10 protein-coding genes and 1 pseudogene are annotated in these 11152 nt (G+C 62.7%); 3 read left to right on the top strand and 8 right to left on the bottom strand.

Annotated elements, in window-relative coordinates; all coding sequences use genetic code 11:
- Positions 1–213 (top strand): annotated as a pseudogene (locus C1D09_RS30635) (hypothetical protein); the annotation flags it as partial.
- A 21-nt stretch (positions 214–234) separates the two neighbouring features.
- On the opposite strand, the gene ppx reads toward C1D09_RS30635, so the two are convergent.
- A complete protein-coding gene (ppx, locus tag C1D09_RS30630; protein WP_143977688.1) occupies positions 235–1770 on the bottom strand; it encodes an exopolyphosphatase in 1536 nt (511 codons plus the stop codon).
- Positions 1770–3971, bottom strand: coding sequence for an RNA degradosome polyphosphate kinase (locus C1D09_RS30625; RefSeq protein WP_143977687.1), 2202 nt, complete (start codon positions 3969–3971; stop codon positions 1770–1772). The genes ppx and C1D09_RS30625 overlap by 1 nt, the downstream gene beginning before the upstream one ends.
- Positions 3972–4199: 228 nt before the next feature.
- On the opposite strand from C1D09_RS30625, the gene C1D09_RS30620 reads away from it, so the two are divergent.
- Both C1D09_RS30620 and C1D09_RS30615 read left to right on the top strand, forming a co-directional pair.
- Positions 4200–4445: a zinc-finger domain-containing protein gene (locus C1D09_RS30620; protein WP_015318409.1), complete on the top strand. Its 246-nt coding sequence runs from the start codon at positions 4200–4202 to the stop codon at positions 4443–4445.
- 19 nt (positions 4446–4464) lie between these two features.
- On the top strand, positions 4465–5703 hold the full coding sequence (locus C1D09_RS30615; RefSeq protein WP_143977686.1) for an FAD-dependent monooxygenase: 1239 nt from the start codon (positions 4465–4467) through the stop codon (positions 5701–5703).
- Positions 5704–5834: 131 nt separating this feature from the next.
- On the opposite strand, the gene C1D09_RS30610 is transcribed toward C1D09_RS30615, so the two are convergent.
- From C1D09_RS30610 to C1D09_RS33540, 6 genes are all read right to left on the bottom strand, one after another.
- Positions 5835–6500, bottom strand: a complete 666-nt coding sequence (locus C1D09_RS30610) for a TIGR02117 family protein (protein WP_143977685.1) — start codon at positions 6498–6500, stop codon at positions 5835–5837.
- Between the two features lie 94 nt (positions 6501–6594).
- Positions 6595–7344 (bottom strand): amino acid ABC transporter ATP-binding protein, encoded by a 750-nt coding sequence (locus C1D09_RS30605; RefSeq protein WP_031240865.1) that lies wholly within the window; start codon positions 7342–7344, stop codon positions 6595–6597.
- 136 nt (positions 7345–7480) lie between these two features.
- Positions 7481–8638: an amino acid ABC transporter permease gene (locus C1D09_RS30600; protein WP_143977684.1), complete on the bottom strand. Its 1158-nt coding sequence runs from the start codon at positions 8636–8638 to the stop codon at positions 7481–7483.
- 4 nt (positions 8639–8642) lie between these two features.
- Complete coding sequence (locus tag C1D09_RS30595; RefSeq protein ID WP_143977683.1) at positions 8643–9830, bottom strand: amino acid ABC transporter permease; 1188 nt, start codon at positions 9828–9830, stop codon at positions 8643–8645.
- A gap of 62 nt (positions 9831–9892) precedes the next feature.
- Entirely contained in the window at positions 9893–10921 is a 1029-nt protein-coding gene (locus tag C1D09_RS30590; RefSeq protein WP_143977682.1) for an amino acid ABC transporter substrate-binding protein, read from the bottom strand.
- 24 nt (positions 10922–10945) lie between these two features.
- A partial coding sequence (locus C1D09_RS33540; protein ID WP_208760452.1) for a hypothetical protein occupies positions 10946–11152 on the bottom strand: 207 nt, incomplete at its 5' end.

Raw genomic sequence — 11152 nt, 5'->3', positions numbered from 1 at the left:
GTGGCGCTGCTTCTGGCGGCCTTCTGCGTCGTTGCCGGTTTCATCGGCCATTACGGCCAAGGGGCCGGCGATGCGACACTCGCCTTCCTGCACCAGCAAATGCTGATGAAGGACATTGCCATATCAGGCGGCTTCCTGGCGCTGGCGATGGCCGGCGCCGGCGCCTGGTCGGCGGACGGGCGCGGTTTTGCTATCGGTGCCGACGTAACCTGAGCCTCGGTCAGCAAGAACGCCTTATTTGACCGACACACTCGGTCCACCCTCCACGGCCAGCACGAGCCTGCGGTTGGTGATCCGTGCCAGTTGCGCCAGGCGGCCGGCCGGCCGCTCGCCATAGAGATCGGAGAGCGACGCCGGCAACACCAGCGCCAGTACCCCGTTGGCGCGCTGCTCCCATTTCAGCCTGGGCATGATGCCAGGCATTGAGGCCGTCAGCAGGTAGACAACCCGCATCATCGCCGCCAGGACGCGGGCCCGCTCGAGATAACGCGGCGTCGCCAGCGCCTTGATTTCAGGCGCGATGGATTCGTTGAAGATGCCGTCATGACGATAGGCGTTGGCCAGAGCCAGGAAGGCTCGGCCGGGGTGGTCGACGCCGAAGAAAGAGGCATGGGCAATGATGTTGAGCGACTGTCTGCCGCGATATTCGGGGTGCGCGCGCCAACCGATGTCGGCGAGCAATGCGGCGGCGTGGCGGTAGCGCGCTTCGTCCTCGGTCTCGTCGATGCCGAAGGCGGCGAAGGACTTGGCCGTCCAGTCGACCAATTCATGCGCATGGGTGACTGAGCGCGAGCGCAAACGGGCGAGTTCCTCGGACGCCGAGATCAACGGATCGGCCTTCTGCTCCGCCTCGTCGAGCAGCGAATAGAGGAAGCCTTCGCGCACGCCGAGCGCCGAGACGATGATCTTCGACGGCTGCATCGCCGCCATGATCTCCTGCAGCACGATAGCGCCATAGGGCAGCAGCGAGCGGCGGTTCTTCGAGACGCCCTCGATCCCCTTGACCTTCTCGATCTCGGCCTTGGCCACCTGCTTGAGAAAGTTCGTCGCGCTGTCGGCCGACATCTCGTAGTGGTGCATGACGCCAAGCGGGTAGTTGGTCATCTCCATGTGCAGGCGGGCGAGGTTTCGCCAGGTGCCGCCGACGGCGTAGAAAGGCCGGCCCTGCCCGCCTTTCAACAGCTTGGCGCGCGCCAGTTCGTCGCGCGCGATCTTCTGCGCCTGGGCAAGCGAGTTCTTCGCCATGTCCTGCAGGCGCAGACCGCCGAGCGGCAGCGTGATGCCGTCGCCGATCGCCTCGCCATTGACGTCGACCAGTTCGAGACTGCCGCCGCCCAGATCGCCGGCGATGCCATTGGCCGGGTGGAAGCCGGAGATGACGCCGAGGGCCGAATAATAGGCTTCCTGGCGCCCGCTGATCACGCGTATCTCGGTCTTGAGGACCTCTTCGGCGCGATGGATGAAATCGGGACCGTTGATCGCCTCGCGCGCGGCCGCCGTGGCCAGGACATACATATGCTCGGCGCCCGCCTGATCGGACAGCGCACGGAAGCGGCGGAACTCTTCCATCGAGCGGGTCACCGCCTCGGGGTCGAGCTTTCCGGTGGAAACGATGCCACGGCCAAGACCGGCGAGCATCTTTTCGTTGAACAGCATGGTCGGCGAGCGCGCCAGCCCTTCATAGACGACGAGGCGGATCGAATTCGATCCTATGTCGATGATGGATAGCGGTCGGCGGTCATGCAGCCGGCCTTGGGAATCAGACAGCATCAGGTGGACGCTGCAGCGTTCTTCTTGCGGCGCTTGAACTGCGCAATGCGCTTGGGCGCATGCGACTTCAGCGCGTCACCCCGTCCCGACAGGCTCGGATTGGTCATGAAATATTCCTGCGCGTTGAACGGTTCCTCGCCCTCTTCCAGCACCACGCGCCGGGAGGTTCCATCAGCCAATACGTCGAAACTTTGCTGATTGTCCATGATGTTGCCCAGCATGATCTGGCCCAAAACCTGTTCATGCACAGTTGGATTGGTGATCGGCACCATGGTCTCGACGCGACGGTCGAGATTGCGCGGCATCAGGTCGGCGGAAGAGATATAGACGATCGCCTCGTCCGAGGGCAGGCCATAGCCATTGCCAAAACAATAGATGCGGCTGTGTTCGAGGAAGCGGCCGACGATCGACTTGACCCTGATGTTTTCCGACAGGCCCGGCACCTGCGGTCGCAGGCAGCATATGCCGCGCACGACGAGGTCGATCTCGACTCCGGCGCGGCTGGCATCATAGAGCGCGTCGATGATAATCGGGTCCACAAGGGCGTTCATCTTCATCCAGATGCGCGCCGGCTTTCCCTCCAGCGCATGCCCGACTTCGTCGGCAATGTGCTGCAGGATGCGGTTGCGCAGCGTGAATGGCGAGATAGCCAGCCGCATTTCGGCGGTCGGCTCAGCATAGCCGGTGATGAAATTGAACAGCTGGGCGACGTCGCGCGCGATCGTCGGATCGGTGGTGAAGAAGGACAGGTCGGTATAGATACGCGCGGTGACCGGATGATAGTTGCCGGTGCCCAGATGCACGTAGTTGCGCAGCTTGCCATCCTCGCGCCGCACCACCAGCGACATTTTCGCGTGGGTCTTCAACTCGAGGAACCCGAACACGACCTGCACGCCGGCGCGCTCGAGGTCGCGTGCCCAGCGGATGTTGGCCTCCTCGTCGAAACGCGCCTTGAGTTCGACCAACGCGGTCACAGACTTGCCCGCCTCGGCCGCGTCGACCAGCGCGCGCACGATTGGGCTGTCGTTGGAGGTTCGGTAGAGGGTCTGCTTGATCGCCACCACTTCCGGATCGGCCATCGCCTGGCGCAGGAACTGCACGACGACGTCGAAGGATTCATAGGGGTGATGGACGATGATGTCCTTCTCGCGGATAGCGGCAAAGCAGTCGCCGCCATGCTCGCGGATACGCTCGGGAAAGCGCGGGTTGTAGGGGGTGAACTTCAGATCATCGCGGGGAACAGCGACGATCTCGGAGATCTGGCTGAGCGCCAGCGGACCGGTGAGCACGCTGATGCGGCTCGACGAGACGCCGAGTTCGCCGGCCACGAAATCGCGCAGTTCCGCCGGCATCAGCCTGTCGAACTCGATGCGGATCACCGAGCCGCGGCGGCGGCGCTTCAGCGCCGTTTCGAACAGGCGCACCAGATCTTCCGATTCCTCCTCGACCTCGATATCGCTGTCGCGGATGATGCGGAACGTGCCGGAGCCCTTGACCTCGTAACCCGGGAACAGCTTGCCGATATACAGACCGACCGCCTCCTCGAGCGGGATGAAGCGGACATGGTGCTTGCGATCGGGAAGCCGGATGAAGCGCTTCAGCGCCACCGGCAGGCGCAGGAGCGCGCTCATCTCCTCGCCATTCTTGCGGTGGCGCAGCTGCAGCGCCATCGAGAAGCCGAGATTGGGGATGAACGGGAACGGATGCGCCGGGTCGATCGACAGCGGGGTAAGCACCGGAAACACCTGGTCCTGGAAATGATCTTCCAGCCACACCTTCTCGTCCTTGGTCAACGCATCGCGCGTGATGCTCTCAATGCCTTCCTTGTTGAGCAGTACGGTAAGCGCCGAAAGGCTCTTCTGCTGGTCTTCCTGCAGGCGCTCGACCTCGCGCAGCAGCTGTTCGAGCTGCTGTTCGGGGGTGCGGCCGTCGGGGCTTTTGAGCGTAATGCCTTCGCGCACCTGGCCGGCGAGGCCGGCGACCCGCACCATGAAGAATTCATCGAGATTGGCGGCCGAGATCGACAGGAAGCGGACGCGCTCCAGCAGCGGATGGTGGGTGTTCAGCGATTCCTCGAGAACGCGACGATTGAACTGCAGCCAGGAAAACTCACGGTTGACGAAGCGATCCGGGTTGCCGCCCTCTGAACTGGCCACCTCGACATTGACGAATTCGCTCTGCACCGGCTTCAGTTCGTTCATTGTCCCTGCCCACAACCATTCTCTTGGAGCGCCGCCAGATGGCGATGAACGCTCTAACATGCCTTGGTGAAGCGTGATCAGTCGCGGAATCGCTTGGCATCCGCCGTCACACGCTTAACCGGCTCAACTTATCCTCTGACAGGCTTTTGCGACAGTTTCATTTCATCGATCTTGCAAAGAGACCTGTTATGATCCAGATGCATGCGAGACTGCGTTAAGGAGACGACGATGGCAGGCGGTTCCATTCCCCATTTCCAGAACGATGCCGGCCATCCGGCGATCGACATCGGGGTCAAGGAATTCATGTGCACGGGCGCCAATCCGCCTTTCGACCACCCGCATGTGTTTCTCGACATGGGCGACGACAATGAAAAAGTCTGCCCCTATTGCTCGACGCTCTACCGCTATTCGCCGAAGCTGAAGGCGACGGAAACGCTGCCGGCAGGCTGCCTCTACATCGACCAAGCCGCCTGATTCCTTCCCGACGGACCTGATGGACAACCAGCGCTCCCGGCAAATCGTCATCGCCGGAGCGGGCGTCGCCGGGCTGACCGCGGCACTTGCTTTTGCCAGACGCGGCTATCCCGTGCAGGTGTTCGAGCAAGCGCCAAGCCTGGAAGCCGTAGGCGCCGGCCTCCAACTTTCTCCCAACGCGACACGCATCCTGCGTGACCTCGGCGTGCTCGACCGGCTGCTGTCGGCGACGGTGCGGCCGGAGGCTGTTGTGCTGAGGGATGCGAGGACGTTACGCCAATTGGCGCGTGTCCCGTTGGGACAATCGGGTGAAAGCCGCTGGGGCGCTCCCTATCTCGTCGCCCATCGCGCCGACCTGCAGACTGCGCTGATCGCGCGGGTGGCAGAGGTGCCTGATATCCATCTCACGCTCGGGGCGCGCGTCGAAAAGATTGCGACTGGCGGCCATGGTGTCACGGCGACCGTCGAGATCGGCGGCAAGACGTCAGAGGAACACGGCTCCTTGCTGGTCGGCGCCGATGGCGTCTGGTCGTCGGTGCGCGGGCTTATCGATGCAAAAAGGATGGCAGCGCCAAGAAGCCGTTTTTCGGGAGAGCTGGCCTGGCGCACCACCGTTGCGGCCGACAGCAGTGCCGGGCAGGCCCTTGCCGCGATCGGCACGGCCGATTGCGTCACGACTTTCCTGCATCCGGGTTTCCATATGGTCGCCTATCCCGTCAGCAAGGGCGACGCCTTCAATCTCGTCGCCTTCACCAAGGGCGAGCGCATCGCCGAGGGCTGGTCGGGCCGTGCCGATCCCGGCATCCTGGGCGCCGCCATGCGCGGCACCGCGCCAGCACTCGTGAGCCTGGTGGAACAGGCCGGCCAGTGGCTGACCTGGCCGCTGCATACGGTGGAGCAGAAGCTGCCCTGGACAACGCCAGCCGGTATCGCGCTGATCGGCGATGCCGCGCATGCGATGACGCCGTTCGCGGCACAGGGTGCGGCAATGGCAATCGAGGATGCCGCGACGCTTGCCACTCTGGTTGCCGACTTTCCCGCGGATCCGCGACAGAACCTCACCGCCTGGGAGAATGTGCGGCGGCCACGCGTCGAGAAAGTGCTCAAGCGCGGTGCGCTCAACCGCCTCGCTTGGCACGCCCGAGGGCCGGTGGCACTGGCTCGCAACCTGGTGCTGGCGACGCGGCCGGCGGAGAAGCTCGCGGCCGATCTCGACTGGCTCTATGGCTGGGAGGAGCCGAAGGTCGTCAGCCGGTAGGATGTCGAGGCAATAGAGCCCGATTTGGTTGGCGGGACAGCGCCACCCTCTACCCTGCCGGACATCTCCCCTACCAGGAGGAGATTGGCAGCTTTGGCGCCGGCGCTAGATCTTGGATCCATCGCGCAGTCTCAATTGTACAGCCTCATCGACCACCGGAGTGAAACCGGCAGCGGGTTCCACCAACCGGTGCGCAGGCCGGCGGTACGCAACGCGGCGGCGGTCCAGGTGTTGCAGCCGACCAGCGCATTGAAATGGCCATTCGCCTCGTAGAAGCGGTCGAAGCTGGAGTAGGCCGCATTCTCGATGACAATCGGGCCGCCTGGCCCCTGCAGGAAACTGGCCTCGATGAAATCGAGCAGTGCCGCGAACTGATCATCACCAATGTCGAAGCCGGCGACATCGGGATGCGGTTCGACGATAGCGCCGGCGACATCCACATGCATGACCGAGGCGTCGAGGGTCAGGGCCTTCATCACCGGAACGGCCTTGAGCTCGGACCAGGTCGGTGTTTCCAGATAGAAGGCGCGGCCGCCCCAGCCGAAAACGATGTAGCGCACTTCGGGCGCATCGGACGGCAGCCCGGCGTCTGCCAGGAAGTGGAAGCGCTTGCGTACGGCGTCGTCCACCGGAATGGCGATATCGGTATGGATCGGGTTCTTCAGCACCAGTATATGCCGCGTGCCCTCGCCCGCCGACGCCGCCGGCCAGAGCGGGCGCGGCACCAGCGTGCCGAGGGTCGCCGCAAGCACGATCGCGGCCAGCACCATGGAAAGGAAACGCAGGACTTTTCTCATCGATGGCGCCCCGGTCGCCAATCGCATCAGCCGATCCAAAAGCAAAGAGCCCGGCCGCATTGCTGCCGGGCTCTTGCGCTCGGTGTGGAACCGCTCAGTGCAGGATCTGGCTGAGGAACAGTTTCGTGCGCTCGTGGCGCGGGTGGTCGAAGAATTCGGCCGGCGTGTTCTGCTCGACGATCTGGCCCTGATCCATGAAGATCACGCGGTTGGCGACCTTGCGGGCAAAGCCCATTTCGTGGGTGACGCACAGCATGGTCATGCCTTCTTCGGCCAGACCAACCATGGTCTCCAGCACTTCCTTGATCATTTCCGGGTCGAGCGCCGAGGTGGGCTCATCGAACAGCATGATGCGCGGGTTCATGCACAGCGAACGCGCGATGGCCACGCGCTGCTGCTGGCCGCCGGATAGCTGGCCGGGATATTTGTTGGCCTGCTCGGGGATTTTCACGCGCTTGAGGAAATGCATGGCGATCTCTTCCGCCTGCTTCTTCGGTGTCTTGCGCACCCAGATCGGCGCCAGCGTGCAGTTCTCCAGGATGGTCAGGTGGGGGAACAGGTTGAAGTGTTGGAACACCATGCCGACCTCGCGGCGCACCTCGTCGATCTTCTTCAGATCGTTGGTCAACTCCTTGCCGTCGACGATGATCTTGCCCTTCTGATGCTCTTCCAGCCGGTTGATGCAGCGGATCATCGTCGATTTGCCGGAGCCCGACGGGCCGCAGATGACGATGCGCTCGCCCCGCATCACTTTCAGATTGATGTCCTTCAGCACATGGAACTCGCCGTACCATTTGTGCATGGCGATGATGTCGATGGCGACATCGGTGGTCGAGATGTGCATCTTGGCCGCGTTGACCTTGATCTCTTCGGCGCTGACGGCGTTTTCGGTGGCCATGACACGGTCCCCTTGTTCTTTTATCTTTGGTTATGATGCATCTCGTTATCCCAAAACCGCAACACAGTTTTGGCGACATGCATCAGCGTTTGTGGCCGGTGTCGAGCCGGCGTTCGGTGTACATTGAATAGCGCGACATGCCGAAGCAGAACAGCCAAAAGACAAAGGCCGCGAAGACGAGACCGGATTTGGCGGTCTGCGCCGTTGCCCAGTTGGCGTCGGAAAAATTCTGCTTCACGATACCGAGCAGGTCGAACATCGAGATGATGAGGACCAGGCTGGTATCCTTGAACATGCCGATGAAGGTGTTGACGATGCCGGGAATGACAAGCTTCAGCGCCTGCGGCAGCACGATCAGCCCCATCTTCTGCCAGTAACCGAGGCCGAGCGAATCGGCGCCCTCATACTGCCCTTTGGGAATAGCCTGCAGCCCGCCGCGCACCACTTCGGCCATATAGGCGGCAGCAAACAGCGACACGCCGATCAGCGCCCGCAAATATTTATCGAAGGTGACGCCGGCCGGCAGGAAGAGCGGCAGCATGACGCTGACGAAGAACAGAACGGTGATCAGCGGGATGCCGCGCACGGCTTCGATGAAGATCACGCACAGCGTCTTGACGATCGGCATCTCGGAGCGCCGGCCGAGCGCCAGCACCGTTCCCAGCGGCAGCGACACGGCGATGCCGACGAAGGAAAGGCTCAGCGTGATCAGCAGCCCGCCCCAGCGCGAGGTCTCGACATGCGGCAGGCCGAACACGCCGCCGACCAGCAGGAAGAACGAGACGATCGGCAGCACCAGGAACAGCAGGATGGCATTCAGACCCTTGCGCGGCACACGCGGGATCAGCATCGGCACCAGCAGCGCGGTGAACAGGATGGCCACCAGGATCGGCCGCCAGCGCTCCTCGACCGGATAGGTGCCGAACATGAACTGGCCGAACTTGGCATTGACGAAGGCCCAGCATGCTCCGCTCCAGCCATCCGGCTGAATGCCGCCTTGCGCGACGGTCGCACAGACGGTGCGGTCCGGCCCGGTCCACACGGCGTTGATGAACGCCCAGTTGATGACCTGCGGCAGGACCCAGGCGACGATGACGATGCCGAGGATCGTAAGGATGGTGTCGCCGACCGAACCGATCAGGTTCCTGCGCACCCAGGCGCCGGGGCCGCTGACGCTGGCCGGTGCAGGCTGCGCAAGAGCCATTTCGGTCCGCACCCAGGACATATCGTGTTCCTGCATGGTTCTACCTCTCCACCAGCGCCATTCTGGCGTTGACCACGTTCATGACGGCCGAGGTCACCAGGCTGAGTATGAGATAGGCGATCATCATGATCAGCACGCCTTCGACCGCCTGTCCGGTCTGGTTCAGGACGGTGCCGGCGGTCGCCGTCAGGTCCGGATAGCCGATGGCGATCGCCAGCGAGGAGTTCTTGGTCAGGTTGAGATACTGGCTGGTCAGCGGCGGGATGACGATACGCATGGCCTGCGGCACCACAACCAGCCGCAAAATCGACCCGGACCGCAGCCCAAGTGCCGCCGCCGCCTCGGTCTGGCCTTTGCTGACGCCCCTGATGCCGGCGCGCACGATTTCGGCGATGAAGGCCGCCGTGTAGCAGGACAGCGCCAGATAGAGCGACAGGAACTCCGGCTTGACCTGAAAGCCGCCGGTCAGGTTGAAGGTCGATTGTTTCGGCAGATCAAAGCTCAGCGGAAAGCCGCTCAGCACATAGGCGAGCAATGGCAGGCCGACGATCAGCGCCACCGAGGTCCAGAGCACCGGAAACTGCTGGCCGGTCGCCATCTGCCGCTGGCGCGCCGTGCGAGCGACGAACCAGGCCATGGCAATACCGACAAGCAGGGCGACGACGATAAGCCAGGAGCCCTCGCCCCAGACCGGGCGGGGAAAGTAGAAGCCGCGCTGGTTGAGGAAGGAGCCGAACGGCAGGTGATAGCTGTCACGCGGCGCCGGCAGCACAGCAAGCACGCCGGAATACCAGAAGAAGATGACCAGCAGCGGCGGGATGTTGCGGAATATCTCCACATAGACCGTGCAGATCTTCTGGATCAGCCAGTTCTGCGACAGGCGGCCGATACCGATGACGAAGCCGATGATTGTGGCGGTGATGATGCCGGCCACGGCGACGATGATGGTGTTAATCAGGCCGACGACGATGGCGCGGCCATAGGTCGAGTCCGACGTGTAGGCGATCGGCGTATCGGAAATGTCGAATCCGGCGCGTCCCTTCAGGAATCCGAAGCCGGAGGCGATGTGCAGGCGCTGCAGATTGTCGATGACGTTCTGCACGATCCACCAGACGGAACCGAACAGGACGATGACGACCAGCGTCTGGAAGAAGAGACTGCGTATCTTCGGGTCATTGATGAAGGAAGCCCTGCTGGACTCCTCGCGAAGAACTTCCTGCGATGCCATATGCCCGTCCCCTGAAAAGAGAAACCGGAAGGCAGATATCTGCCTTCCGGATCACATTTCGGTCAGCGGATCGGCGGAGCGTATTGCAGACCGCCCTTGGTCCACAGCGCATTGATTCCGCGCGCGATCTTGAGCGGGCTGCCCGAGCCGACATTGCGATCGAACATTTCGCCGTAGTTGCCCACGGCCTTGACGATGTTGACGACCCAGTCGTTGGAGACGCCGAGATCGGTACCGATCTTGGTGTCGGCTTCCTGGCCAAGAACGCGCTTGATCTCCGGGCTGGCCGAGTTCTTCATCTCGTCGACATTGGCCTTGGTGATGCCGAGTTCCTCGGCGTCCAGCAACGCGAAATAGGTCCACTTGACGATGTGGTACCACTGGTCGTCGCCCTGGCGCACCGCCGGTCCGAGCGGCTCCTTGGAGATGATCTCGGGCAGCACGACGTGGTCGGCCGGGGAGCCCAGCGTCAGGCGGATGCCGTAGAGGCCAGACTGGTCGGTGGTGTAGACATCGCAGCGGCCGGCGTCATAGGCGGCGTTGACCTCTTCGAGCTTCTCGAAGACGACCGGATTGTACTCCATCTTGTTCGCCTTGAAGTAGTCGGCGAGGTTGAGCTCGGTGGTGGTGCCGCTCTGCACGCAGACGGCCGCGCCCGAGAGCTGGAGCGCCGAATTGACGCCCGGCAGCTTCTTGGCGTTGATCATGAAGCCCTGGCCGTCATAGTAGGTCGTGCCGATAAAATTCAGGCCAAGCGCCGTGTCGCGATTGATGGTCCAGGTGGTGTTGCGCGACAGGATGTCGACCTCGCCGGACTGCAGCGCGGTGAAGCGCTCCTTGGCGCTGAGCGGGGTGAACTTGACCTTGGTGCCGTCACCGAAGACGGCGGCCGCGACAGCGCGGCAGAAATCCGCATCGATGCCCTGCCAGTCGCCCTTGTCATCCGGCGCCGAGAAGCCGGCCAGACCCGTCGAGACACCGCACTGGATGAAGCCCTTCGCCTTGACCGTGTCGAGCGTCGTCGCCGACGCGGCCGACGCCGCAAACCCAAGCGTAGCGGCGCCAAGGATGCCGATAGCAATATGTTTCATGACCCACAGACCCTTTTCTGTTTCTCAGGCAAAACCTGATCTTTTTTCCCGTGTGAACGCAGCTCTCATTCCAGCCCATTCCTGGAATCCCGCCTCGGAACCGACGCGCCGCCTCCCATTCACGAACAGCATCGAAGGCGATAATTCCTGTGAGGTCAAGGGAAATGACCAAATCCGAACGTCTTTGAAAATCGATTGCCTGAAATGCCCGAATTGCAGACAAACGCGCCC

The organism is Mesorhizobium intechi, from assembly GCF_002879535.1.
Taxonomy (GTDB): Bacteria; Pseudomonadota; Alphaproteobacteria; order Rhizobiales; family Rhizobiaceae; genus Mesorhizobium; species Mesorhizobium intechi.
The sequence above is the reverse complement of the archived record's forward strand: the minus strand, read 5'-3'. Positions and strand labels throughout refer to the sequence as shown.

Bases quoted from the DNA above. Each gene is read 5' to 3' on its own strand.
- C1D09_RS30605 (WP_031240865.1), bottom strand. From the start codon at position 7,344: ATGCACATCTCGACCACCGATGTCGCCATCGACATCATCGCCATGCAC.
- C1D09_RS30610 (WP_143977685.1), bottom strand. From the start codon at position 6,500: ATGAGAAAAGTCCTGCGTTTCCTTTCCATGGTGCTGGCCGCGATCGTG.
- C1D09_RS30590 (WP_143977682.1), bottom strand. From the start codon at position 10,921: ATGAAACATATTGCTATCGGCATCCTTGGCGCCGCTACGCTTGGGTTT.
- C1D09_RS30600 (WP_143977684.1), bottom strand. From the start codon at position 8,638: ATGCAGGAACACGATATGTCCTGGGTGCGGACCGAAATGGCTCTTGCG.
- ppx (WP_143977688.1), bottom strand. From the start codon at position 1,770: ATGCTGTCTGATTCCCAAGGCCGGCTGCATGACCGCCGACCGCTATCC.
- C1D09_RS30615 (WP_143977686.1), top strand. From the start codon at position 4,465: ATGGACAACCAGCGCTCCCGGCAAATCGTCATCGCCGGAGCGGGCGTC.
- C1D09_RS30625 (WP_143977687.1), bottom strand. From the start codon at position 3,971: ATGAACGAACTGAAGCCGGTGCAGAGCGAATTCGTCAATGTCGAGGTG.
- C1D09_RS30620 (WP_015318409.1), top strand. From the start codon at position 4,200: ATGGCAGGCGGTTCCATTCCCCATTTCCAGAACGATGCCGGCCATCCG.
- C1D09_RS30595 (WP_143977683.1), bottom strand. From the start codon at position 9,830: ATGGCATCGCAGGAAGTTCTTCGCGAGGAGTCCAGCAGGGCTTCCTTC.